Raw genomic sequence first — 24,906 nt, forward strand, 5'->3', positions numbered from 1 at the left:
GTGATGTATTTGTTGGGTATAACTCATTACATATCAATATTCAGGGTTTCAATTTTTATTTATTTTATATAACAGAAAATCCATGGCTGCATCTGCTGATGACACTTGCACTTCATATCTACTCATATCATTAAAATAACATTTTTTATAATCACTTTCTATATTTGAAGCATAGCCTATATAAACTAACCCTACTTGCTCATCATCAACAGCAGGACCAGCAAATCCAGTAATTGAGATAGATATATTAGCTTTTGAATTTTCTAAAACACCAACTGCCATTAAAATAGATACTTCTGAACTCACAGCCCCATATTTATCAATAAGATCTTTATCAATATTTAAAAATTTAGTTTTAGATTCATTTGAATACACAACAAAACTATAATCCAACACTTTTGATGCTCCTGGAATACAAGATAATAAAAAAGACATTAGTCCTGCTGTACATGATTCAGCTATCACTAGTTTAGAATTGTTTTCTATCAGTTTAGAAACACAAGTTCTAGCTTTTTCTAACATTCCTTGTTCTATCATCACGTAATAATATCATAGAAACTATAAACAAATCTATATAACCACTTAAGTTAAGTAAAACAATAATCAACATAATAATAAAAAAAACATAAACATATTAAGTTAATGAGCTGCAAATATTATAGATTACAACTAATAATAGAAATCTATATTTTTCTATAGCTTCTATGATATAATCCCATAAAATCTTTTAACTTATAATAATAGTTATTTAGTCACAGAATTTGTTATACTAAAAACACATGCTGTAGTTGTAAGAACTGTAATCTTCTTTAAACTTGCTATAAAAGCTCATTGAGTATAGTAATTGAATTAAAAAATACAATGTAACACACCTAAAATTAAGATATAATAAAAAAAATAAAATTGTGACTAAAAAAAACTAGATACTAACTCATAGTTGAAATATTAATATGATAAACATTTATTTTAATTATAACTCATCCAAGCAATTCTACCGTGGAGTCAAAGGACATGATGTAGTAAACGATTTATTTCCAGAATTAAAAAAGAAAGCAATAGCTGTAAAAGTAAATGGGGAATCATACGATCTATCAAGAGAAATTACAGAAGATTGTACCTTTGAAGTCATAACGATAAACAGTGAAGAGGCACTTGAAATTATACGCCATGACACTGCACATATCATGGCACAAGCTGTAAAAGAAATTTTTCCTGATACTCAAATAACTATTGGACCAACTATTAAAGATGGATTTTACTATGATTTCGCAACAAATCACAACTTTTCTAGTGACGATCTAGAAGTAATAGAAAAAAAAATGATAGAAATTATAAATAGAAATGAAAGTTTTATACGCGAAGTATGGTCTAGAGAAGAAGCAATAAAGTTCTTTTCGAGCATAGGAGAAGACTACAAAGTCAAAATAATATCTAATATTCCAAGCAATGAAAACATTACTGTTTATAAACAAGGAAACTTCATTGACTTATGTCGTGGGCCACACGCACCTTCAACAAAAACATCAAGAGCCTTTAAATTAACAAAAGTATCTGGGTCATATTGGCAAGGTAATTCAAACAATGAAAGGTTACAAAGGGTTTATGGTACAGCATGGCGTAATGAAGAAGAATTAAAATCATACTTAAATAACTTAATAGAAATAGAGAAAAGGGATCATAGAAAAATTGGAAAAGAATTAGAGTTATTTCATATCCAAAATGAAGCATGCGGTCAAATATTCTGGCATACAAAAGGGTGGACTATTTATCGTATTATAGAAGAATACATAAGAAAGAAACTAGAAAGCAATGGCTACATAGAAGTAAAAACTCCGATACTACTAAATAAAGAGCTTTGGGAAAAATCAGGACATTGGGATAAGTTTCGTGAAAATATGTTTCTAAGTGAAGCAGAAGATAAAACTTTAGCCATAAAACCGATGAATTGTCCATGTCATATACAAATTTTTAATTCAAAAATTAGAAGTTACAGAGACTTACCAATACGAATGGCAGAATTTGGAACATGCCACAGATATGAAGCATCAGGGGCACTACACGGATTAATGAGGGTTCGTGGTTTTACTCAAGATGATGCACATATTTTTTGCACAGAAAGTCAAATCACATCTGAAGCTTTAAAATTTTGCAATTTACTCATGGAAGTCTATAAAGACTTTGGTTTCACTGATATCCTAGTAAGATTTTCAGATCGCCCAGAAAACAGAGCTGGTAGTGATGAAACATGGGATAAAGCTGAAGCAGCATTAAAGAAATCAGTTGAAGCTGCTAATTTAAGTTACGTTTTAAATCCTGGAGATGGAGCATTCTATGGACCAAAATTAGAGTTCGTATTAACAGATGCTATTGGTAGAGAATGGCAGTGTGGAACCTTACAAATGGATTTCGTACTACCTGAGAGGCTAGGTGCCTACTATATAGGCAGTGATGGAAAAAAACACCACCCAATAATGTTACATCGTGCTATTTTAGGTACTTTTGAAAGATTTATAGGAATATTAATCGAACATTATGCAGGCAAATTTCCAATGTGGTTAGCTCCTATACAACTATCAATATTAACTATAAGTGAAGATGCTACTGATTATGCTAACTCTTTAAGAATAAAAGCTGAAGCACATAACATAAGAGTAGAACTAGATACTACAAATGAAAAAATAACCTACAAGATACGGAACCATATTCATAAGAAGATACCTGTGTTTTGGATAATAGGTAAAAAAGAAGTTGAGGAAAACTCTGTGTCTATACGTTATCTAGGGTCTAACAAACAGTATGTCATGCATATTGATAAAGCATTGAAAACATTATTAACTTGTGCTAGCATCTAGTAAATTTATAGTGAGGAGTATAAGATTTGAAAACAAAAAAATTCTCTAATAAAAACAAAATTAATGAAATGATAACAGCAAAAAAAGTAAAGCTTGTCGATCAAAATAGTGTTATGATTGGAGTTATAGACATTGAAGATGCCTTATCTAGAGCTAAAGCTGTTAACTTAGACTTAGTTGAAATAGTACATGATGATCAATATCCTCTATGTAAAATATTTGACTACAGTAAATACAGATACAGCCATAAGAAAAAAATAAGTGATTCAAAAAAGAAACAGAAAACCATAATAGTAAAAGAACTCAAGTTCAAGCTTAATATTGGAGATAATGATTACAACGTAAAATTAAACATGTTACGTGGATTTATAGAAAGAGGTGATAAAGTAAAAATATCACTAAGGTTTATAGGAAGGGAAATACTTCATCCAGAAGTTGGAATGGAGATTATAGAAAGATTAATAAGAGATACTGCTGATATTGCAAAACCTGAAAGCTTACCAAAAAAGGAAGGTAATTTGATCAATATGGTATTAACTTCAAAATAAAGCTTTTTACAACTGTAGAATACTATAGTATTTTTAAAAGCTGCAGTACTCTACCGTATCATAATGAAAAATATTATAATTTAAGTATTGCAGGCAAGCATCACAAAATTACTAAATAATAGTATAAATTTTAATTTATACAATATGTCAAATAGAGTTTAATAGAAAAAAATAATATTATTACTAATTATTTTATTAGTGTCTCTGATAAGACACTATTATTGAGTTCAAGAAGTATTCCAACATATAAAAGCAACTGATAATACTTTTGAATAACAAAAATCACACCAATTAAAAGATTAGTCGATTATATAACACATTTCTAACATTGATATCCGAAAGAGTTCTTAGATATTACTCCTTATGTACTTAAATATATACACTGATTTACAAATTCTTAAAAATATCATACTTATTGCCATCATTAACAAAAACTTCAATATCTCTAAGATTGTCTTCCGTAGAATATTTTATATTTATCTTTAAATTAAAATCTAATATATCATCTAACAAATCAGACCATTCTATAATTCCCACTCCATAATCACAAATGCAGTCTATCCCCAAATCATATACCTCACATAAGGAATTAACCCTATAAAGATCAATATGATATATTGTAAATTTACTAGAATGATATTCATTAATAATACTAAAAGTAGGACTACCTACATCCTCATACGGAGCTAATGTATGAACTAAAAACTTAACAAAAGTAGTCTTACCAACACCTAAGTCCCCAACTAAAGATATACTATCACCTTTCTTCAAACTTAAAGCAACAAAACGTGCCAACTTTTCTAAAAAAACTAAACTAACAAAATTATACTTAAAACTACAATTATATATCACTGATAAAAAATTATCTACGTTCCCCTTGTAAGTTCAATAAGCTTATAAATATATTAATATAATTAAAATACAAAGTAGTTGCACCTAATATAGCCATTTTATTAACAGAATCAGCCCCATCGTTAAACTTATAATACATATCTTTAATTCTTTGAGCGTCATATGCAGTCATACCAGTAAACACAATTACTGCAACAACTGATAAAGCAAAATGTAATGGTCCACTATTAAAAAACAAATTAACTACTGAAGCAATAATTATTCCTATAACACCCATAAACAAGAACGTCCCAAATTGAGACAAATCCTTTTTAGTAACATTACCATACCATGCCATCACACCAAACATAGAAGACGAAATAAAGAATACTTTTGCAATACTTGCTGCCGTGTACACCAAAAATATATATGAAATAGATACCCCTATTAATGCTGCAAAACTAAAGAATATCGTTAATACAGTCTGAAAACTGAAAACATTTAGCTTATATGACATTAAAAAAACCAACCCCACAGGAGCAAAGACAACTAACCAATGCAAAGGAGTATTATATATCATAGAGATAATAGCAGGAGAAGAAGATACAAAAAATGCTACTATACCAGTTAATCCTAAAGCCATAGCCATGTAATTATATACTTTTACTAGATAATTCCTAAGTCCCACGCTATAGTAAGCACTTTGAAACTGCACGTTACTGTAATTATCCATAAATACCCCATTTCAGAACAGAAATTCAAATCACAGCATTATAACAAAAAAATATAAAAATATCAATATAAATTTATCACACATTACTTACTTAATAAGCGGCTTTTCCATACAATGAATAATATCAAATATTTCATCTATATCAGAACTAACACCACTTATATCAGAATCATCAACATCACGATCATTTATAGATACTTTACCAGATAGTTGAACCTCTTTTATACTACAATATATCATCATTGCATATGCTACACAAAACATTGCCATACCAACCGCACGAATTATTAATGCTACTGGAAGTATATCCATACCAAAAGGACCAGTATTTCCTGTATAAATTGCACCACTTCTGGTTTCAAAAGAAAGTAATACTTTTCCAGCAAAAACCAAAAAGGTACCAAAAAATATACCAGAAACAACTAATACTCGAGTCTTATTGTATACAAGATTACCATTTTTATCATTCTTACATCTCATCATGTAAGAAAGTAAGAACATAGCTGCAGCTATTGTAAAAAGAATATTTCCTATAGTATCTACAATTCCCTGTAAATTAAATACAGTACCAGTAGGAATTTTACTTACATCAAAAATTGATGGAAGCGTTAAACTAAAAATAGCAAGTGCTTGCATACCAGTAGTAAAAAATGTACCTGCAAGATCAACCTTATTTGCATGATTCTCTAAAAAATCTGCAAATTTAATACTGATAGATTTCTTTTCCTTTTTAGCTAGTTGCTTTTGATCTAGCTGCTCTAATTTGTCATTTATTGCTTTTTTTTCTTTTTCTAAATACAAAACATTAAATAAACCTGCTATAAGAAAAGACAAGCATAAAAAAAGAGCTAAATAATCCATGAAATTAGAAAAAAACGTCAATTGATTTCGTTTTAATTTCAGAACTCCTGATTGCATAATAGCAAATGAAATAAAAACTAAAGTATAAAAAACACTTACACCCATAATAAATTTTTTTCTGATTAAATCTTGACGATTTAATTTTAACAAAGTACTATAGTACTGTTGCTTTAGCGTTGTGCTTAGTTTAATGTGTGTATTTTGCTTAAATTGTTTCTTACCTTTGCCAAGCATTTTACCTCTCATTCTTATAATTAATAAACACTCACGTTTGGAATTAAGTTACAAACTCAATGTCATATCATAGCATAATTATACAAAAAGTGCAAGGTTATTTAACTTTATGATAGTGTGAACGTTGCTTGTTTGTACTAAGCAAGCATAAAGACAAAAGACGTTTTGTTATGTTAAAGAGAATAAGCATGAAAATAGGAATAAATGGGTTAGGTCGAATTGGAAGATGCTTAATAAGAGCTATATATGAAAATGAATTACTATATAAACAAAAAATAGAATTATCTGCCTTAAACGGATCTACATCATCAGAAACACATGCACACCTCATTCAATATGATTCTGTTCATGGTAGATTTCCATATAATGTAGAATCAGAAGAAGGATACATTATAATAAATGATCAGAGAATTCCATTATCAATGGAAAAAGAACCTAAAAGCATCTTCTGGGAAAAATATAACGTAGACATAGTATTAGAATGCACAGGCAAATTTAATAAAAAATCTTTAGCAGAACAACATATAAATTCCACAGTAAAAAAAGTTTTGGTATCAGCCCCTATGCAAGATTCTGATATAACAATTGTATATGGTGTAAACAATGAAATGCTAAAAAAAGAGCATAATATTATTTCAGCTGGATCGTGTACAACAAACTGTATAGCACCTATTTTAAAAATAATGAACGACACAATAGGAATAAAAAGTGGATTTATTACAACTATACATTCATATACAAATGACCAAAATTTAGTTGATAACAATCATAAAGACTTAAGAAGAGCAAGAGCATGCATGATGTCCATAATTCCTACTACAACAGGAGCAACTAAAACTATTGATTTAATAATACCAGAATTAAAAGGAAAACTTAATGGAACAGCTGTACGTGTACCTACACCAAATGTATCTATGATAGACTTAGTGTTTAACTCTATCAAATCAACTACTGCTAATGAAATAAACAACATAATAAAAAATCTATCACAAAATTCTAAAGTAATAAATATAACAGACAAGAAATTAGTCTCTATAGACTTTTGTCACAGTACATACAGTTCAATAGTAGATGCAAATGAAACATACGTTACTAATAATAATCTGTGTCGTATAGCAGCTTGGTATGATAATGAATGGGCTTTTGCTATGAGAATGTTAGATATAGTATCACTATTATCAGAAAATTATATTTAAAAATAGGCTAAATATAGATAAGATCATACTACTATAACAAATTAAGTGTTAGAGTGTCATTTGCTATTACCAAATGAAATGTATTTATTCACAAACACAAGAAACTTAGAAAATATTATAAAAACTTATACTCATACAGTAACAATATTGATCCCTATAACTACCATATATTTTTAACGATAAATTACATAATAATTTACCTGTAATCATATTTTTTACATTTTAAATAAATAAAATAAAAATTTAACCTTGTCACTATTACTACAACAACTCTAATAATCTCCAAAATCTTATAAATTTTAATTATTTCAGATAATTTACCATAGATGATATCATATCTTGTATCCCAAGGTACACATTGTAAAGACTATCATCTCTCATATACGCAGAACAAGAAAATATTCTATTTATATCATCTTGTACAGATTTAATAGTAGGACAATCAACATGAATTCCTCCTAACTTATTTATTAAATCATTAACATCTTCTCCTATTGTTACTTTAACCTTTGCAATATCTTTTAATAACGCAACTATTACTGCAGGTGATATACAAACTGCTCCTATAGGTTTTTTAGCATTATAAAACTTATACACAGCATTTTTAAATTCTGGCAGTATATAACTACTTTCTTTACTTTCATCAAATAAGTTAGAAAAATTTTTTGCTACTCCATAACCACCAGGAATTATTAACATATCAAATTCTTCAATATTTATTTGTTCTATATCATATACAGAACCTCTAGCTATTCTTGCAGATTCAACTAAAATATTTCTCACTTCTTCTACAGATTCCTTATTCTTATGATCTATAACTTGTTTCTGGTTCTTATTCGGTGCAAAACATTTAAAATTTACATTATGTCGATCAAGTTCAAGCATAACCAAAACAGCTTCTCTGATTTCTGAGCCATCCATATGACCACAACCAGCTAAAATAACAGCAGAATTTAATGTCATAAAAATATCCTTTTTTGAACTAAATGCTAATTTTATAAAAACAACCTATAATTTACAAATTTATTTAAGTATATTACACTACTTATATTTTATATACTATTTAACATACAATGAATATATTATTAATAGGATGTGGTAACTTAGGAAGTATATTACTACACAAGTGGTCATATAGTAATCAAATATCAAAAGTGATTGTAGTACAGCCTAGCTTATCAAAAAAAGATATCTTTAGCAGTATATCTAAAGTAACTTTTGTAAAAAGCTATGAGGAAATAAGCAAAGATTTTATACCTCAAGCTGTGGTAATAGCAATAAAACCACAACAAGTTCTTGATGTTATCCCAAATTATAGAATTTATAGTGAATCTGCATCTTTTATATCCTTGTGTGCTGGAATTGATATTAATTTCCTAAAAACATGCTTAAGTCCTACAACAACAATAATAAGAGTAATGCCTAATATTGCTATGTCATTAGGTGAAAGTGTGAACCTTTCTTACATGGAAGAAGAACTACTATCTGAAAAACAAAAAGTATCAATTATTTTTAATGAAACAGGGCTTATATATTGTATACAAAAAGAAGATATTTTCGATAAATTATCTCCCATTACTGGTTCTGGCCCTGCATATTTTTTCTCTCTTGCAGAAGAATTAGTAAAAAACACTGTAGCTACAGGCATAAATGAAGAAGATGCAATAAAACTTATATCTCAAACATTTATAGGAAGTGCTAAATTACTAGAAACGCGACAAAATACCATAAGTCATCTTATATCATCTATAACAAGTCGTGGTGGTATAACACAGGCTGCACTACAGGTACTAAATTCACACTTACCTCAAACAATAACTTCATGTTTAAAAGCAGCTATGGAAAGGTTATTCTACTTAAAAGAATTAAATAAAAATAATTAATACGTATTAACAATAATGCTTTAGTGTTCTATTTTTTATAAAAATAAACAAAAATTTTTATTTGATATTTCTTTTGGTTAAATTATAATGCAAAGGGTAATATGAGCAAGGAGCTTGTGAAGTCGGTCAGGTTAGGAATAAAGCAGCCGTAGCATTGTTTCTTTGGGTTGTATTACCCATTTTTTATGTTATCATTCAAAAATGAGTTTTGCATTAAAGTATAGACCTAGCAATTTTAAAGATCTCTTAGGACAAGAGGTTTTAGTTCGTGTTTTACATAATGCATTTAATTTAAAAAAAATACCAGAATCCATACTTTTGACAGGTACTAGTGGGGTAGGAAAAACCACCGCTGCAAGAATAATATCAATGTGCTTAAATTGCACTTTTGGACCAACATCTGATCCATGTAACACATGTCAAAATTGTACATCTATAAAAAATTTTAATCACCCAGATGTAATAGAAATAGATGCAGCAAGCAATACAAGCATAGAAGATGTAAAAGTGATTTTGGAAAATTCACGTTACATGCCAATTAGCTCAAAATTTAAAGTATATATAATAGATGAAGTACATATGTTATCCAATAGTGCATTCAATGCACTACTAAAAGTACTAGAAGAACCTGCACCTTATGTAAAATTCATTTTAGCAACAACAGAAGTAAAAAAAATACCTGTAACTATTATATCCAGATGCCAAAGGTTTGATTTTCGAAGAATACCTACAGATAAACTTGTAAACCACTTAAAAGTTATAGCAAAAAAAGAAAATGTATCCTTTGACGAAGAAAGTATAAAATTAATAGCATATAACGCTGATGGATCTATACGTAACGCTTTATCTTTATTAGAACAAGCTGCTATATACAGTAATAAAACTTTATCTGAGAAAATCACAAAAGAAATGTTAGGCTATGTTAGCAGATATACATTATTAGAAATAATAGAACCACTAGTTATAGGAAATACTGTAGAAGCCATCAATAAATTTGAAGAAGCATGTAATTCATATAACCCTATTATAATTTTAGATAACATGTTGCAGATTATTTATGAAATATGCTATTTCTCTATAACAAAAAAAGACCCATCTATATTTAATGATAATATTATAACGCATGTAAAAAACGAAAAGATTTTATCTCCTACATTTTTATCAAGAATATGGCAAGTACTTTTTAAAGGGATACAAGAAGTAAAATCATCTAGCTGTATAAAACAGACTGCTAATATGTTAATCATAAGACTATGTTACCTATCATCTTTACCATCTCCAAAGCAAATAATAGATAAGATTCAAGGAAATACTAAAACAGATAATAATCGCAAAGCATTACTTGAACTGTTAAAAAGCAATAACATGCAAGACTTATATAACCAAATATATGAATCTGATTTAGAAGTAACAAATTATAATAATGGAACACTAAACATTAAGACTAATCAGGTTTTACCAAAAGATTTCCATAGAAATTTATTAAATTTTTTTTATAATTTAACAAATAAAACATGGAATATATCTATTGACCAAAATTTTGATATAAGCAAAAGTAGTAACTCGTGCTATAATAAATCTCTTGATCCAACTGTTTGCAATATATTACAAGAGTTTGATGGAGCAAAAGTTATAAATATAGAAAATATAAAAAAAGAGCAATAATAAGGAGTTAGCTATGTACTCTAGCGATCAATTATCTAACTTACAAGATATTATAAAAAAGAAATTCTCTGATTTTCAAGAACATCAAAAATCTCAAATGTTTGAGGGTTCATCACTTGGCGGAAAAGTATCTGTAAAAATTAGTGTATCTAATATGGTCAACTACCAAGTTATTGAAGTAAAATTAGACCCATCACTATTACAAGAAAAAGCTATCCTTATAGAAGATTTAATTAAAGCAGCATTCAATGATGCTCTAAAAAAGTCATCTGATCACAATAAAAATCTTGTAGGTTCTTTATTATCATTTGGTATATAACAGTAAAAAACCATGAGTTATAAAATAGCAATAGTAGGAGCTACAGGAAACGTAGGTAGAGCTGCCTTAAACATTTTAGCAAGTATGTCACTCCCAATAAAGGAAATTGTAGCACTAGCATCAAAAAAATCTATAGGAAAAAAGTTAAGCTATGGAGATAAGGTATTAGAAGCTCAAGATTTGGATAGTTATGATTTCACTGATACAGACATAGCAATTTTTTCAGCTGGATCTTCAGTATCACAACAATATGCACGAATAGCAGCAAATAAAGGATGTATAGTTATAGATAATACTTCTTTATTTCGTATGGAAGATGAAATTCCACTAGTAATTCCAGAAATTAACTCAGAAGCTATAGCTCAGTATCATAAACATAATATTATTGCTAATCCGAATTGCTCTACAATACAAATGCTTTTAGCCTTAAATCCATTACATAAAATATCAAAAATAAAGAGAGTTGTAGTATCAACGTATCAATCAGTCTCTGGTGCAGGAAAATCTGCAATGGATGAACTTTATTCACAGACTAAAGGTACGTTTATGAATCAAAGTATTGCTCCTAAACAATTTACAAAAAGAATAGCTTTCAATTGCATTCCACATATAGATGTCTTCATGGAAGATGGCTCAACAAAAGAAGAATGGAAAATGGCTGTGGAAACAAAAAAAATACTAGATCATAACATAGAAGTAAGTGCAACATGTGTTAGAGTTCCAGTATTTGTATCACATTCTGAATCATTAAACGTTGAATTTTTCTCTGAGATTTCAGAAGAAGAAGCTTATGAAGCATTAGAAAATGCTCCAGGAATCATAATACTTGATAGAAGGGAAGATGGTGGGTATGCAACACCACTAGATAGTGTACATGAAGATGAGGTTTACGTATCAAGACTAAGAAAAGATAACACAGTAAAACATGGCCTTAACATGTGGCTAGTAAGTGATAATTTAAGAAAAGGTGCAGCATTAAATGCAGTACAAATAGCAGAAATACTTGTAAAAGATTATCTTTAAAAAGATATTTTACTTAGAACACTATAAAACATGTAACACTGTACAACACATGTTTAGTTTTACATTACTTACCTTTTATATACAATAAGTAAGATTGCCTCTTTAATCATCATACAATTGAGTAACCGTCATCTGAAGTAACAAATTTATTTTCACCAATTAATATTCGCATTATTAAATATTAAGAAGTAGATGTTTATACTTCTTAAAACTAAATATAAAATAGATATAACTTTATAAATAGGATGAAGCAACATTAAGTGCTTACAAATCCAATAAGGAGATAAATCTACAATCTTGTATAAAATTTTTATTAACTATGACGAATTTAGCGTAAAGAATATTTATATAAGACGAAATTCATTTCTCAATTTTAAAGCAAAATCTTCTCTTTCCTAAGAGAAGCTTCCATTTTTATCAGGCACTCTTCCAAAATGTCCATAACAAGATGTAACTTTATAAATAGGATGAAGCAACATTAAGTGCTTACAAATCCAATAAGGAGATAAATCTACAATCTTGTATAAAATTTTTATTAACTATGACGAATTTAGCGTAAAGAATATTTATATAAGACGAAATTCATTTCTCAATTTTAAAGCAAAATCTTCTCTTTCCTAAGAGAAGCTTCCATTTTTATCAGGCACTCTTCCAAAATGTCCATAACAAGATGTAACTTTATAAATAGGATGAAGCAACATTAAGTGCTTACAAATCCAATAAGGAGATAAATCTACAATCTTGTATAAAATTTTTATTAACTATGACGAATTTAGCGTAAAGAATATTTATATAAGACGAAATTCATTTCTCAATTTTAAAGCAAAATCTTCTCTTTCCCAAGAGAAGCTTCCATTTTTATCAGGCACTCTTCCAAAATGTCCATAACAAGATGTAACTTTATAAATAGGATGAAGCAACATTAAGTGCTTACAAATCCCATAAGGAGATAAATCTACATTATTTTGTATAAAATTTTTTATTACATCATCACTGACAAAACCACTGCCAAAGGTATTTACACAAAATGAAATAGGATTGGAAATACCAATAGCATAAGATAACTGAACTAAACACTGATTAGCTAATTTAGCAGAAACAATATTTTTTGCTAAATAACGAGCCATATAAGCAGCAGATCTATCTATCTTACTTGGATCCTTTCCAGAAAAAGCTCCACCACCATGAGGTATATGTCCTCCATACGTATCTATCATAACCTTACGACCAGTTAAACCACAATCCCCAACTGGACCACCTATAACAAATCTACCCGTTGGATTAACTAAAAAATCACTATCAGAACACATCCATCCTTCTGGTAAGGATTTTTCAACATAAGAATACACAATATCTCTTATTTGACTTTGTGAAAAATCTTCAGAATGCTGTATAGAAAGTACAATATTAGATGCTTTAATAGGAACATTATCTTTATATAACAATGTAACTTGTGTCTTTGCATCAGGACCAAGATTTGGTATTTCAAAATTTTTTACTGCAGAAATAATATTTTTTAAAATTAAATGAGAATAAAAAATTGGTGCAGGCATAAAAGTTTCAGTTTCATTTATTGCATACCCATACACTATACCTTGATCACCAGCACCTTGATCTTTACCAGAACTGACACCAATAATAATATCAGGAGACTGTTCATGTATCAAAATTTCAATAACAACATATTTCCAATGAAATCCATCCTGTTCATATCCTATTTCTTCTATAACTTGACGAGTGATACATTCTACATCATATTTATTAACATTAACTCCACAGATTTCACCGCTAATTATTACCTTATTTTTTGTTACTAAAGTTTCTATAGCAGCATGTACAAGTGGATTTAATGACATATAATAATCAAGTATAGCATCAGATATCTGATCAGCAACTTTATCAGGATGTCCATTAGAAACAGATTCGCTAGTTATAATGTATTCAGACGAACAATTTTGATAATAAAACATGTTAAAAACGTAAAACCAAGGATTTTTATAGTACCAAATCTTAAATAACTAAACAATACATAATATCCAACTTTTAATACATTATCCTAAAGTTCATAATAATATATATACTTTACACTAGCTAAAAAATATAAATCTATATAAAAATAATTCCCAATCGTTAAATAAAACATAGAAGATAATCTTAATATACAGAACAATATAAAAGTGCTACATTATGGTTACATGAGATTCTATAGATATTTTAATAGATGAATACAGATCAACATTTACACATTATGATTATAAATATGATTATAAAATTGATAAAACCATAGCTTGATAAAAACTAAATCTCTGATGCTTTAATAAGACATCTATCCAAATTTACAGATGCACATAACTTCTACAATTACCAAAAAACCTATAAGCTTGACAAATATGTTAATTAAAGTACCATTTTATAGTTATAATGTGTCCGTAGCTCAGCTGGATAGAGCATCAGCCTTCTAAGCTGTAGGTCAGGGGTTCGAATCCCTTCGGACACACCATAACATTAACATTAATAATTATCTAATTTTTTATTGTTAAAACATTTTTTATATCTTTTGCGTGATTTTTAATGAATATTAGCAATAGCAAATACTACGATGTAGTTATTTCAGGAGCAGGAATAAATGGAATAATCACAGCAATAGCATTAAATCAGCTTTCTGTCTCTATAGCTTTAATAGATAAAAACAAAATTTTATCATCAATACCAAAAGACAGAGTATTTGCTCTATCAAGAAAATCTCAAGAAATACTAGATAAGTTTAATATATGGAACAATATAAAAGAACATTGTCCTATATTAGATATTTTAATAAAAGATGAAGACAGTTCAGTATTCACACATTATGATTATAAATCTGTAAGTGATAACCCTATGGGTTATATTGTAGAAAGTAAATTCCTATGTGATGCCTTTAAAAAGCATATAAAAAAAATAAATTTATATTCAGAATGCACATATAATTCAGTAAATATCACAAATGACTTAGTAAGAATAGAATTAACTAATAACACAACATTAGTAACGTCATTATTAATATCCGCTGAAGGTAAAAATTCAAAATTAAGACAAATATTTGATATACCATCCATTAATCACGATTACTCTCAAAGCAGTATTATTTGTAATGTAAAACATACAAACAACCATAATAATTTAGCTATAGAGCATTTTTTTCACGGGGGACCATTTGCAATATTACCTATGTATGATGGATATAAGTCTTCTGTAGTTTGGACAAACAAAACCCACATTAGTGAAATGTTTATGAAGCTGAGCAAACAAGATTTTATGGCAGAATTAGAAAAAAAATGTGCTCCATACTTAAATGACATAAGACTAGATAGTGAAATAAAGTGTTTTCCTTTACATTTAATGTTTGCTAAATGTTTATATAAAAACAGATTAGTATTGATAGGAGATGCAGCACATTCTATCCATCCTATCGCAGGTCAGGGATTAAATTTAGGCATAAGAGATATTGAAAAACTAGTAAATAACATAAAATCAGCAAAACAATATGGTATAGATATAGGTAGTCTTTACATATTAAAAAATTTTTCCTACGATAGATATTTTGACAATTTATCTATGGCAGTTTTAACTACATGTATAGATGGAATATTTTCTAGGAAATCTTGCATAGCAAAAATTGTAAGAAGGTCTGGGTTATTCATAGTTCAAAATTCAGAAACCATCAAAAACTATATGATAAAACATGCTATGGGAATAGGAAAATTAAATTAATTTTTGTCAATTATGTTATCATAATTCTCACTATTCTTTTTATTTTTTATACATAAAATTTCTGAAGTCATTTTATTTATTGATTCTTCTATTTCTATCATTGCATTTCTTTTTATTCTATAAAGCTCTTCACGATAATTAATTTTTTCAAAATCAATATTATTTTTACCATAAAATTCCAAGTTTTTATTATCACAAGTATCTTTTTTGAACATAGAAAATATATATTCAAATATACACCTAAAAAATTCACTCCAATTAATTTTAGAAACCTTCAAATAAATCCAAAAAGGTATAACTAATGATACACCTGCTTTAAAATATATAGAGTAAGTTAATAAATCAGGATTATAATAACACCACTTTAAATACTTATAAGTGTAAATAACAACACTTTTAGGATCTTTATATGCAAAAGCAACACTAATTCCTTCTTTCATAGCTATAAAAATAAGAGAAGAAAAATAAAGAAATATTGTAAAAAACAGCAGATTAACTACAAGATTCTTTACCCTTCTTAATAGAAAGGAGAATAACATGTATCTATAAAAAAACATAAGGTTAGTCTGAAAAATTACTTAAACAACGGCTGGGATGGAAGGACTCGAACCTTCGAATGACGGTATCAAAAACCGTTGCCTTACCACTTGGCGACATCCCATCTATACAACTATATAGTAATTAGCAAATCTTACCTCATGATTAACAAAGATTATACTGATAGAACAAAAATGCAAGAAAAAATCAAACTGTTTAAAATAAATTATACGTTTAACAAAAAAATTAATAATATATAAAAAAATAAACCTTGTGTAATTTCCTATTATTCTTCTATAATAGCGATAATTAGGATTGGTTGTATATTTTGTGAACTTTCAAAGTATAATAAGAAACTTACAAGATTATTGGGAAGAATATGGATGTACGATATTTCATCCATACACTTCTGAGTTAGGAGCAGCAACCCTTCATCCAGCAACTTCAATGACAGCTATATCAAAAAAGCCTTCGAAGTTAGCTTATGTTCAGCCTGTTATTAGACCATGTGATGGAAGGTATGGTGATAACCCAAATCGTTTGTATCAGCACCATCAGTATCAAGTACTAATAAAGCCATCTAATACAGATTTACAATCAGATTACTTAAAAAGCTTAGAAAGAATAGGAATATCTATTAAGACTCACGATATAAAATTCATAGAAGATGATTGGGAAAATCCGAGTATTGGTGCTTGGGGTCTAGGATGGGAGATTACCTGTAATGGTATGGAAATAACTCAATTTACTTACATGCAGCAAGTAGGTGGTATTGAGTGTGCTTTAGTTCCAGGAGAAATTGCATACGGCTTAGAAAGAATAGCAATGATAATTCAAAATGTTGACAATGTATATAGAATACTATGGGATGACCATGGAACAACTTATGGTGATATATTTAAACAACGTGAATATGAATTTTCTAAATTAGCTTTAGATTATTACGATGTAGATATTCTATTTAAGCAATTTAATGAGGCTGAACAAATATGTATTTCATTAATAGAAAAAAAACTGCCATTAGCAGCATATGATATTTGCACAAAAGCCAGTCATATTCTTAATTTACTTGAATCTCGTGGAGTTATTGGAGTTAATGAACGTGCATCTTATATACTACGTGTACGTAAACTTGCAAATTTATGTTGTAGCTTATATACTCAGTGTCATTAAAATAAGTAAAACGACATGCCTTTAGAACTATTATTTGAATGCTTATCAGAAGAAATACCTCCTGAGATGCAGAGTAGTGCGTATGCATACATGAATTCTTATATAAAAAAAGAATTAAGTCGTCATAGTATTAGTTTTGAAGCAATGAATGTGTTTGTAACTCCAAATAGATTAACTCTATATGTAAAAAATATAGTTAATAATTCATCCAACAACACATTAAAAATAAAAGGACCACGTGTATCAGCAAATAAAACTGCAATAGAAGGCTTTTTAAAAAAAGTTGGTAAAAAGTTAAGCGATCTTATAGTTTGCAAAATTGGTAATGATAATTTTTATTATGCTGAACTTAGTGATAGCGTAGAAACAAGTACAGAACATATAATTTTATTAACTATAGAAAATATGTTAAACAACTTTCCGTGGGATAAAAAAATGAGATGGGGAAGTAAAAAAACATATTGGGTTCGTCCTATATTAAATTTAATGTGCATACTAGATGGGAAAGTATTACCAGTAAAGTTTGCTGATATGGAAGCAAATAACAAATCATGCGGTAATAAATTTATAAATAAAGAATTTTTTGAAGTTACAGATTTTAACTCTTATATTTCACAGCTGAAAAACAACTATGTAATTTTATGTCAAGAAGAAAGGATTAATTTTTTATTGAACCAAATAAAAAATCTAACTGAAAAAAGTAATTTAACATGTGAAAATAATCAAAAGCTAATTAACAAATTAAATGGGACTTTAGAATATCCAGTAGTGATAATGGGATCAGTAGATGAAAAATTTTCTGAATTACCAAAAGAATTAATATTGAGTGTAATGCACAATCATCAAAAATACTTAGCTGTTTTTACAGAAGATAAAATCACAAACTTCATTACAATATCTAGTATATCAAATGATAATATAATAAGAGGACACAATAATGTACTAAGCGCCAGATTAGTAGATGCAAGTTTTCTAATAAAAAAAGATAAAGAATATGATGTTGATTACTATATAGAAAAGTTAAAACAAATAGTATTTCATGCAAAACTTGGTTCTGTTTTTGAAAAAGTAAATCGTATCATAGCTTTATCAAAGTACATTTCCATATGGATACCTCATTCTTCATTAATAAAAGTAGAAAGAGCAGCAAAGTTATCTAAATTTGATTTATCAACATTAGCTGTAAAAGAATTTCCAGAATTACAAGGAGTTATAGGATGTTATTATGCTTCTTATTTTAATGAACCATCAGAAATATCAGAATCCATAGTTAGTCACTATGAACCAACAAGTTCACAAAAAGAATGTCCTTCTTCTCCTATAGCAATGGCCGTATCCATATCTGACAAAATAGATAGTTTAGTTGGAATGATAGTAGCAGGAGAACAAGTCACTAGTTCTCGTGATCCTTTTTCTATCAGAAGGATGGCTATATCAACTATTAGAATAATATTAGAAAATAATCTTAATATACCAATAAGACTTTTAATAGAAAAATCCGTATCGTTATACTCATTTGCAATAATGGAAAAAACTGCTATTGATAAAATTAAGGATGTAATATCAAGAACAAATAGAAAAAAGGATATTATTTCCTCTGTAATAGAGTTTTGTTCAAATAGATTCAAAATTATATTAAAAGAAAACGGTATTAAAGAAGATATAATAAATGCTGTAATTGAAAGCAGAAAATTTAATAATTTGTTGTTAATAAAAAAAGAGGCTGAATTTCTTAATGATTATATTTTTACTAAAAATGGAGCTGAAATAATAAAAGCATATAAAAGAATATGTAATATAATTACAAAGGAAAACATTACCAATAGTATAAAAAATCACAAATGCAATAAAAGATTATTTGTAGAAAAAGAAGAAATTGATTTGTATAAAGAAATAAATTATCAAAAAAACAACATAAAAAAGTTGATAAAAGACAACAAATTTGAAGAATCGTTAGACAACCTCTATAATTTGAGTTGTTGTGTAAATAATTTTATGGATAATGTGAAGGTAAATAATCAAGCAAATAAGGATTTATGTAAAAATAGGTTTTCTATTGTTAAAAATGCCTTTTATATCTTTGACTTAGTTACAGATTTTAGTAAGATTAAAAATACATACAGGTAAGTCTTGAATTTTTTTAAATCGTATATAAATATTTTATCTGATACTTATAAAGAAGAATTGGTATGAGCAAAAGCGACTATTATGAGCTGTTAGGTGTAAGTAAGAGTGCAACACAAGAAGAGATAAAAAAAGCTTATAGGAAAATGGCACTAAAGTACCACCCTGACAAAAATCCTGGTAATAAAGAGGCAGAAGAAAAATTCAAAGAATTATCAGAAGCTTACGATGTTCTTATAGATCAAAATAAAAGAGCAGCATATGATAAATATGGACACAATGCTTTTGACAATTCCGGGAGAGGTGGATTTGATTTTAACAACAGTGGTTTTTCTGGTGATTTTTCTGACATATTTAATGACCTTTTCGGTGGAGGATTTAGAGGAGGAAGAGGATCATCTAGAAGACATGATGGTGGTGCTGTAGGATCAGACTTAAGGTTTGATATAGAAATAACCCTAGAAGATTCATTCAATGGTAAGAAGGTACCTATCAGTTATGTTACTTACATAAAATGTTCAAGCTGTAGTGGCTCCGGAAGTGAAGGATCAGCAAAGTCTGTACAATGCAGTACGTGTCATGGTGTAGGTAATGTTAGAACACAACAAGGATTTTTTACAATAGAAAGAACATGCCACGTATGTAATGGAGAAGGAGAAATAATACAAAATAAGTGCAAAAAGTGTTCTGGAAGTGGTCGTGCAAGAGATGAAGTTAATCTACTCGTTACCATTCCAAAAGGAGTAGAAAGTGGTAATAAGATTAGATTAAACGGGAAAGGAGAAGCAGGTTATAGAGGTGCAAGAAGTGGAGATTTGTATGTTTATCCTAATATACAAAAACACAAGTTCTTCACACGAAATGGAGCTGATCTTTATTGTAATGTACCCATAAAAATGACACTTGCTGCATTAGGTGGATATATAGAGATGCCGTCTATAGATGGAACATGGACAAAAGTAAAAGTCCCAGAAGGATCACAAAATGGAGATAAGTTAAGGCTAAAGGAAAAAGGAATGCCAACTGTAAATTCATCTAAAAGAGGCGATATGTATATACAGATAACTGTAGAAACTCCTGTAAGGTTAACAAAACAACAGAAAGAATTGTTACAAAAATTTGATGATGAACCTAATGTAGATTGCAATCCTCAGTCGACAGGTTTTTTCCAAAAAGTAAAAAGTTTCTGGAAAGATATAAGATCAAACTAAGTCTTAGTTGTTTATAGAAAACATACATAATGTTTGAATTTTACTAATTTAGTTCCTGTTGTTGTATTCAATGTCAAGACCTATGTCTTTGTTCTTAAAAGAATTAGTTATACAACCAATAGAAATGTAATCCACTCCTGTTAGTGCAATGTTTCTAACATTCCTTATATTTACACATCCTGAAACTTCTAAAACTGATTTTCCATTAACTATATCTACTGCTTCTTTTATTTCATTAATGCTCATATTGTCCAGTAAGATCATATCTACATTATTACATAGTGATTCTTTAACCTGAGATATATTATCACATTCAATAGCAATATACTCATCTTTTAAATTCATTCTAAGTCTTTGTATAGCTAAAGTTATGCTTCCACAGCTAGCTATATGATTATCTTTTATAAGTACACCATCGTATAAACTATTTCTGTAATTTTCACCACCTCCGACATATACAGAGTACTTATCCAACATTCTTAATCCAGGGGTAGTCTTTCTAGTGCTGCGAATTTTAGCCTTTGTATCAGATACCTCATTAACAAATTGTCTAGTAATTGATGCTATACCAGAAGCATGCTGGATAAAATTTAAAATAACCCTTTCAATAGACATTAAGTGTACTGCTAATGCTTCTCCGCTCACTAAAGTACTATTTTTTTCTATTATATCCCCATCCTTCTTATGGATTTTATATTTTATATATTCTTCATTCATATTAAAAATTTCTTCCAATATAGGAATTCCACAAACTACTAAATTTTCCCTTGCATTTATAGTAAAGTTTACTTTTTCGTTCATCAATATACTATTAGTAGTTATATCACCTTTTTCTCCTAAATCTTCTTTTAATGCACTGTGTATAATATCTGAAAATAAAATTTTCATAACCGTTACGTACTTTGTATCTTATATTATAACAACATTGAAGTAATATGAAAATCCTATATTATTTCTAATGTAAGTTTATTGTAATATATTATGAACATATATATCATTATACTAATATCATCATATTTAATAGGATCTGTACCATTTGGTTTAATATTGTCTTACATAGGAGGATTAGGTGATATTAGAAAAATAGGGTCAGGTAATATAGGAGCGACAAATGTCTTTAGAAAAAACAAAAAATTAGCTGCATTAACTCTATTCCTAGATGCAACAAAAGGATTTATAGTCGTCTTGTTGTCTAGTAATTATAGCTCGGACCAAACATTTGTTCTGATGTCTGCTATGTTTTCTATAATAGGACACATGTTCCCTATATGGCTATTATTTAAAGGTGGTAAAGGTATATCAACTTTTTTAGGATCAATGGTATTTATTGAATATAGGTTTACTATATGTTTTTTATTATGTTGGATTATATTTTTTGTAAAGTTTAAGTATTCATCATTATCGTCTATTATGTCAACAATTTCCGTAATGTTACTGGTGTATATATATTATACAGTAAGTGATACAATAATTTTTTTCACCATAACACTGTTGATCATAACACAACATACTGAAAATATAATACGAATATTAACTGGAAAAGAGGACAAGATAAATATGAAACAACATTAAAAATTCTTTCTAGAATAAGCGTGACATAAAGCAACAGCTATTGCATCAGAAATATCATAGGCACCTAAACATTTAATATTTAGAATCTTTTCTACCATAAAATGCACTTGTTCTTTTTTAGCGTGACCGTTTCCTGTAACTGATTTTTTTATGTGATTTGTTGAATATTCAAACACTGGTATATTTATAATGTTCAGAGTTAACAACAAAATACCTCTGGCATAACACAGTGATATTGAAGATTTAGGATTCTTATTTACAAACACCTCTTCCATAGATGCGCTGTCTGCGCTATGCAGTTTAAGAATGCTGAGAAGATCTGCATGTATTTTGTTTAATCTTTGACTAGTAGTTTCCTTACTATTGGTTGTAATAACACCTTTATCTATTAATTGTATATCTTTATCAATAGACAACACACCCCACCCTGTACAGTTTAAGCCAGGATCAAGGCCTATTATTTTCATATTATGAACTTATCCAATACAAGAAAACAAACAGCAACAACCATATAACATCAACGAAATGCCAGTACCATGCTGCACATTCAAAACCTATATGATTTTCTGGAGATAACTGATTTTTCTTCACACGAAACCAACATATAGCTAAAAATATCGTGCCAACTATTACATGTAGTCCATGGAATCCTGTTATCATGTAAAAATTTGAGGAATATATGGCTTTTTCTCCAGTTTCACGAAAAGAAAATCCTGTGTGTAGATATTCTATAGCTTGAAACATAGAAAATATGATACCAAGTACTATAGTTACTCCTAACATCCTTACTGTATTATTATTATCGTTGTTTATTAGAGAGTGATGAGACCAAGTTAACGTACACCCAGACAATAAAAGAATAACAGTGTTTAACAAAGGTATAGACCAAGGATCAAGTCTAGTAATGCCATCTGGAGGCCAGGCTACAGGTTTAGTTGGTACTAGATTATCAAATATGTGTACAGGAAATAGCCAAGCTTTAAAAAATGAACAAAAGAAACCAAAAAAGAACATTGTTTCTGAAAGGATAAGAGCAGCCATAGCTAATCTGAGTCCTTTTTTTACAATTTCAGTATGACAATTGTCTTTAATTGCTTCTGTAACTATGTCTTTCCACCACTTATACAACACTATACTAACAGAAGAGATACCGAGTATAAGTGTAAGCTTACCGATGTGTAAGCCGTGTATTGTTCCTACTGCTCCTAATGCTGTTATCAATATTGTAAATGAAAACAAGAGCGGCCATGGACTGGGACTTACTAAATGATAATCATGTAGTTTCCCTTTCATTACAGTATCCTTAAAGACTATTTGTTTCTTATTTTTCTATAGTTAAAGTGGTAGATTGTCAAGCTCATATTTTAAGACATTACTTTTAAAAATGTATTAAATACCAGATCTTACTGTTTCTATTAGTGCTTCGATATTGGCTATAGGAGTACTTGGAATAATTCCATGTCCTAAATTGAATATAAATGGTTCATCTTTCATTGTGTTGATTAAATCCCTTGTTTGAGATATTGCTTTATCTTTATCGTACGCTACCAAGTATGGATCTATATTTCCCTGCAATATTGATGGAATATTATTTTTTGCCCAAGATATTGGAATGTTGTAATCAATACTTGTAACTGACACTTTTGTTTCCTCCGAAAATTGTTTATACATTACTCCTGCACCCTTTGGAAAACCTATAATTGGAAATTCTGGGTAAGACTCACGTATGGATGATACTATTTTCTTTGTCGGATCTATTATCCACTTTTTGAATTCGCTAGCTGACACAATTCCTGCATTACTGTCGAAGATTTGTATTATATCTACGCCACTTTCTATTTGTTGTTTTAAATATGAAATTGTAACTTCTGTAGTTTTTTCTATGATTCTTTCTAAACTCCCGTCTTGTGAGTAACACATTTCCCTTATCTTTGAAAAGTTTTTATCCCTTCCTATCATGTAAGATGCTATAGTCCACGGTGCCCCTGCAAATCCTATTAGTGGTATATCTTTCTGTAGTGATTTTTTAACTTCTTCTATACCTTTAAAGACATTTTTAAGGTGGTCCAGTACTGCTTCTTCTGGGGTGTTTATTTCTTCATAGCTTGATATTGACTGTAGTTTAGGTCCGTCTTCTTTTGTAAATCTCACCCTGCAACCTAGGGCGTCTGGAATTACTAGTATGTCTGAAAATATTATCGCTGCGTCCAAGCCGAACCTTTTTATCGGTTGTAATGTAACCTCTTTTATTAATTCTGGTGTGTAGCACAGTTCTAGAAAACTTCCCACACTTTTTGCTACCTCATGGTACTCTGGTAGGTACCTTCCAGCTTGTCGCATGAACCAGATTGGCACCTTCTTTTGCTTGGATCTGCTTGTTATAGTTCTCAACAT

Annotated in this window: 25 protein-coding genes, 2 tRNA genes and 1 other RNA gene; 14 read left to right on the forward strand and 14 right to left on the reverse strand. The window is 29.0% G+C overall.

The annotated features are described in order from the left end of the window. Positions 1-48: 48 nt before the first annotated feature. The gene (locus MR76_RS04500; RefSeq protein WP_044171535.1) at positions 49-537 is read right to left on the reverse strand and encodes a CinA family protein; all 489 of its coding nucleotides are present in this window, start codon (positions 535-537) and stop codon (positions 49-51) included. Between the two features lie 413 nt (positions 538-950). On the opposite strand from MR76_RS04500, the gene thrS reads away from it, so the two are divergent. Further along, the gene (thrS, locus tag MR76_RS04505) at positions 951-2,852 is read left to right on the forward strand and encodes a threonine--tRNA ligase (protein ID WP_024072519.1); all 1,902 of its coding nucleotides are present in this window, start codon (positions 951-953) and stop codon (positions 2,850-2,852) included. Positions 2,853-2,878: 26 nt separating this feature from the next. Continuing rightward, positions 2,879-3,400, forward strand: a complete 522-nt coding sequence (gene infC, locus MR76_RS04510; protein ID WP_024072520.1) for a translation initiation factor IF-3 — start codon at positions 2,879-2,881, stop codon at positions 3,398-3,400. Positions 3,401-3,787: 387 nt separating this feature from the next. Here the strand turns inward: infC and tsaE are convergent, their stop codons facing one another. The 3 genes from tsaE to MR76_RS04525 all read right to left on the reverse strand — a co-directional run bounded on the left by tsaE (position 3,788) and on the right by MR76_RS04525 (position 6,059). Continuing rightward, positions 3,788-4,195 (reverse strand): tRNA (adenosine(37)-N6)-threonylcarbamoyltransferase complex ATPase subunit type 1 TsaE, encoded by a 408-nt coding sequence (gene tsaE, locus MR76_RS04515; protein WP_024072521.1) that lies wholly within the window; start codon positions 4,193-4,195, stop codon positions 3,788-3,790. A 67-nt stretch (positions 4,196-4,262) separates the two neighbouring features. Continuing rightward, the gene (locus tag MR76_RS04520; protein ID WP_024072522.1) at positions 4,263-4,964 is read right to left on the reverse strand and encodes a Bax inhibitor-1/YccA family protein; all 702 of its coding nucleotides are present in this window, start codon (positions 4,962-4,964) and stop codon (positions 4,263-4,265) included. Positions 4,965-5,051: 87 nt separating this feature from the next. Beyond that, positions 5,052-6,059 (reverse strand): hypothetical protein, encoded by a 1,008-nt coding sequence (locus MR76_RS04525; RefSeq protein ID WP_144445943.1) that lies wholly within the window; start codon positions 6,057-6,059, stop codon positions 5,052-5,054. A gap of 188 nt (positions 6,060-6,247) precedes the next feature. Here MR76_RS04525 and gap point away from each other — a divergent pair, with 188 nt between their 5' ends. Beyond that, entirely contained in the window at positions 6,248-7,255 is a 1,008-nt protein-coding gene (gene gap, locus MR76_RS04530; RefSeq protein ID WP_024072524.1) for a type I glyceraldehyde-3-phosphate dehydrogenase, read from the forward strand. 303 nt (positions 7,256-7,558) lie between these two features. Here the strand turns inward: gap and elbB are convergent, their stop codons facing one another. Continuing rightward, on the reverse strand, positions 7,559-8,218 hold the full coding sequence (gene elbB / locus MR76_RS04535; protein ID WP_024072525.1) for an isoprenoid biosynthesis glyoxalase ElbB: 660 nt from the start codon (positions 8,216-8,218) through the stop codon (positions 7,559-7,561). 110 nt (positions 8,219-8,328) lie between these two features. Here elbB and MR76_RS04540 point away from each other — a divergent pair, with 110 nt between their 5' ends. From MR76_RS04540 to MR76_RS04555, 5 genes are all read left to right on the forward strand, one after another. Next, complete coding sequence (locus MR76_RS04540) at positions 8,329-9,138, forward strand: pyrroline-5-carboxylate reductase family protein (RefSeq protein ID WP_024072526.1); 810 nt, start codon at positions 8,329-8,331, stop codon at positions 9,136-9,138. A 91-nt stretch (positions 9,139-9,229) separates the two neighbouring features. Further along, an RNA gene (gene ffs / locus MR76_RS04745) (signal recognition particle sRNA small type) lies at positions 9,230-9,322 on the forward strand. A 17-nt stretch (positions 9,323-9,339) separates the two neighbouring features. Continuing rightward, positions 9,340-10,803 (forward strand): DNA polymerase III subunit gamma/tau, encoded by a 1,464-nt coding sequence (gene dnaX, locus MR76_RS04545; protein ID WP_024072527.1) that lies wholly within the window; start codon positions 9,340-9,342, stop codon positions 10,801-10,803. Between the two features lie 13 nt (positions 10,804-10,816). Then, positions 10,817-11,122 carry a YbaB/EbfC family nucleoid-associated protein gene (locus MR76_RS04550; RefSeq protein ID WP_024072528.1) on the forward strand — a complete coding sequence of 102 codons (306 nt, stop codon included), beginning with the start codon at positions 10,817-10,819 and terminating at the stop codon, positions 11,120-11,122. Positions 11,123-11,134: 12 nt separating this feature from the next. Next, on the forward strand, positions 11,135-12,145 hold the full coding sequence (locus tag MR76_RS04555) for an aspartate-semialdehyde dehydrogenase (protein ID WP_024072529.1): 1,011 nt from the start codon (positions 11,135-11,137) through the stop codon (positions 12,143-12,145). 395 nt (positions 12,146-12,540) lie between these two features. On the opposite strand, the gene MR76_RS05045 is transcribed toward MR76_RS04555, so the two are convergent. The 3 genes from MR76_RS05045 to metK all read right to left on the reverse strand — a co-directional run bounded on the left by MR76_RS05045 (position 12,541) and on the right by metK (position 14,115). Beyond that, entirely contained in the window at positions 12,541-12,681 is a 141-nt protein-coding gene (locus MR76_RS05045) for a methionine adenosyltransferase domain-containing protein (protein WP_081712332.1), read from the reverse strand. Positions 12,682-12,762: 81 nt separating this feature from the next. Beyond that, the gene (locus tag MR76_RS05050) at positions 12,763-12,903 is read right to left on the reverse strand and encodes a methionine adenosyltransferase domain-containing protein (RefSeq protein ID WP_081712332.1); all 141 of its coding nucleotides are present in this window, start codon (positions 12,901-12,903) and stop codon (positions 12,763-12,765) included. 30 nt (positions 12,904-12,933) lie between these two features. Continuing rightward, on the reverse strand, positions 12,934-14,115 hold the full coding sequence (metK, locus tag MR76_RS04560) for a methionine adenosyltransferase (RefSeq protein WP_024072530.1): 1,182 nt from the start codon (positions 14,113-14,115) through the stop codon (positions 12,934-12,936). A 453-nt stretch (positions 14,116-14,568) separates the two neighbouring features. Between metK and MR76_RS04565 the strand changes: the two genes are divergently transcribed. Continuing rightward, a tRNA-Arg gene (locus tag MR76_RS04565) sits at positions 14,569-14,645 on the forward strand. Positions 14,646-14,722: 77 nt separating this feature from the next. After that, complete coding sequence (locus MR76_RS04570) at positions 14,723-15,895, forward strand: FAD-dependent monooxygenase (RefSeq protein ID WP_024072531.1); 1,173 nt, start codon at positions 14,723-14,725, stop codon at positions 15,893-15,895. Here MR76_RS04570 and MR76_RS04575 read toward each other — a convergent pair. Together MR76_RS04575 and MR76_RS04580 are read right to left on the reverse strand one after the other, a co-directional pair. Then, positions 15,892-16,452: a hypothetical protein gene (locus MR76_RS04575; protein WP_024072532.1), complete on the reverse strand. Its 561-nt coding sequence runs from the start codon at positions 16,450-16,452 to the stop codon at positions 15,892-15,894. The two genes, MR76_RS04570 and MR76_RS04575, sit on opposite strands and share 4 nt — an antisense overlap. A gap of 32 nt (positions 16,453-16,484) precedes the next feature. Continuing rightward, a tRNA-Gln gene (locus tag MR76_RS04580) sits at positions 16,485-16,556 on the reverse strand. 206 nt (positions 16,557-16,762) lie between these two features. On the opposite strand from MR76_RS04580, the gene MR76_RS04585 reads away from it, so the two are divergent. The 3 genes from MR76_RS04585 to dnaJ all read left to right on the forward strand — a co-directional run bounded on the left by MR76_RS04585 (position 16,763) and on the right by dnaJ (position 20,940). Then, a complete protein-coding gene (locus MR76_RS04585; RefSeq protein ID WP_024072533.1) occupies positions 16,763-17,605 on the forward strand; it encodes a glycine--tRNA ligase subunit alpha in 843 nt (280 codons plus the stop codon). A gap of 15 nt (positions 17,606-17,620) precedes the next feature. Beyond that, positions 17,621-19,732 (forward strand): glycine--tRNA ligase subunit beta, encoded by a 2,112-nt coding sequence (glyS, locus tag MR76_RS04590; protein WP_024072534.1) that lies wholly within the window; start codon positions 17,621-17,623, stop codon positions 19,730-19,732. Positions 19,733-19,794: 62 nt separating this feature from the next. Beyond that, on the forward strand, positions 19,795-20,940 hold the full coding sequence (dnaJ, locus tag MR76_RS04595; protein WP_024072535.1) for a molecular chaperone DnaJ: 1,146 nt from the start codon (positions 19,795-19,797) through the stop codon (positions 20,938-20,940). A 48-nt stretch (positions 20,941-20,988) separates the two neighbouring features. Here the strand turns inward: dnaJ and nadC are convergent, their stop codons facing one another. Next, positions 20,989-21,828, reverse strand: a complete 840-nt coding sequence (gene nadC, locus MR76_RS04600; protein ID WP_024072536.1) for a carboxylating nicotinate-nucleotide diphosphorylase — start codon at positions 21,826-21,828, stop codon at positions 20,989-20,991. A 93-nt stretch (positions 21,829-21,921) separates the two neighbouring features. Between nadC and plsY the strand changes: the two genes are divergently transcribed. Continuing rightward, positions 21,922-22,512 (forward strand): glycerol-3-phosphate 1-O-acyltransferase PlsY, encoded by a 591-nt coding sequence (gene plsY / locus MR76_RS04605; protein WP_024072537.1) that lies wholly within the window; start codon positions 21,922-21,924, stop codon positions 22,510-22,512. Here plsY and ruvC read toward each other — a convergent pair. The 3 genes from ruvC to hemE all read right to left on the reverse strand — a co-directional run bounded on the left by ruvC (position 22,509) and on the right by hemE (position 24,906). Beyond that, the gene (gene ruvC, locus MR76_RS04610) at positions 22,509-22,979 is read right to left on the reverse strand and encodes a crossover junction endodeoxyribonuclease RuvC (RefSeq protein ID WP_024072538.1); all 471 of its coding nucleotides are present in this window, start codon (positions 22,977-22,979) and stop codon (positions 22,509-22,511) included. The genes plsY and ruvC overlap by 4 nt on opposite strands. A 1-nt stretch (position 22,980) precedes the next feature. Beyond that, a complete protein-coding gene (locus tag MR76_RS04615) occupies positions 22,981-23,805 on the reverse strand; it encodes a cytochrome c oxidase subunit 3 (RefSeq protein ID WP_024072539.1) in 825 nt (274 codons plus the stop codon). Positions 23,806-23,901: 96 nt separating this feature from the next. Further along, the gene (hemE, locus tag MR76_RS04620) at positions 23,902-24,906 is read right to left on the reverse strand and encodes a uroporphyrinogen decarboxylase (protein ID WP_024072540.1); all 1,005 of its coding nucleotides are present in this window, start codon (positions 24,904-24,906) and stop codon (positions 23,902-23,904) included.

This window comes from Ehrlichia muris AS145 (assembly GCF_000508225.1).
GTDB lineage: Bacteria > Pseudomonadota > Alphaproteobacteria > Rickettsiales > Anaplasmataceae > Ehrlichia > Ehrlichia muris.

Bases quoted from the DNA above. Each gene is read 5' to 3' on its own strand.
- MR76_RS04500 (WP_044171535.1), bottom strand. From the start codon at position 537: ATGATAGAACAAGGAATGTTAGAAAAAGCTAGAACTTGTGTTTCTAAA.
- dnaJ (WP_024072535.1), top strand. From the start codon at position 19,795: ATGAGCAAAAGCGACTATTATGAGCTGTTAGGTGTAAGTAAGAGTGCA.
- nadC (WP_024072536.1), bottom strand. From the start codon at position 21,828: ATGAAAATTTTATTTTCAGATATTATACACAGTGCATTAAAAGAAGAT.
- hemE (WP_024072540.1), bottom strand. From the start codon at position 24,906: ATGTTGAGAACTATAACAAGCAGATCCAAGCAAAAGAAGGTGCCAATC.
- MR76_RS04540 (WP_024072526.1), top strand. From the start codon at position 8,329: ATGAATATATTATTAATAGGATGTGGTAACTTAGGAAGTATATTACTA.
- MR76_RS04520 (WP_024072522.1), bottom strand. From the start codon at position 4,964: ATGGATAATTACAGTAACGTGCAGTTTCAAAGTGCTTACTATAGCGTG.
- plsY (WP_024072537.1), top strand. From the start codon at position 21,922: ATGAACATATATATCATTATACTAATATCATCATATTTAATAGGATCT.
- gap (WP_024072524.1), top strand. From the start codon at position 6,248: ATGAAAATAGGAATAAATGGGTTAGGTCGAATTGGAAGATGCTTAATA.
- MR76_RS04575 (WP_024072532.1), bottom strand. From the start codon at position 16,452: ATGTTTTTTTATAGATACATGTTATTCTCCTTTCTATTAAGAAGGGTA.
- ruvC (WP_024072538.1), bottom strand. From the start codon at position 22,979: ATGAAAATAATAGGCCTTGATCCTGGCTTAAACTGTACAGGGTGGGGT.
- glyS (WP_024072534.1), top strand. From the start codon at position 17,621: ATGCCTTTAGAACTATTATTTGAATGCTTATCAGAAGAAATACCTCCT.
- thrS (WP_024072519.1), top strand. From the start codon at position 951: ATGATAAACATTTATTTTAATTATAACTCATCCAAGCAATTCTACCGT.
- MR76_RS04615 (WP_024072539.1), bottom strand. From the start codon at position 23,805: ATGAAAGGGAAACTACATGATTATCATTTAGTAAGTCCCAGTCCATGG.
- metK (WP_024072530.1), bottom strand. From the start codon at position 14,115: ATGTTTTATTATCAAAATTGTTCGTCTGAATACATTATAACTAGCGAA.
- elbB (WP_024072525.1), bottom strand. From the start codon at position 8,218: ATGACATTAAATTCTGCTGTTATTTTAGCTGGTTGTGGTCATATGGAT.
- MR76_RS04555 (WP_024072529.1), top strand. From the start codon at position 11,135: ATGAGTTATAAAATAGCAATAGTAGGAGCTACAGGAAACGTAGGTAGA.
- dnaX (WP_024072527.1), top strand. From the start codon at position 9,340: ATGAGTTTTGCATTAAAGTATAGACCTAGCAATTTTAAAGATCTCTTA.
- MR76_RS04525 (WP_144445943.1), bottom strand. From the start codon at position 6,059: ATGCTTGGCAAAGGTAAGAAACAATTTAAGCAAAATACACACATTAAA.
- MR76_RS04550 (WP_024072528.1), top strand. From the start codon at position 10,817: ATGTACTCTAGCGATCAATTATCTAACTTACAAGATATTATAAAAAAG.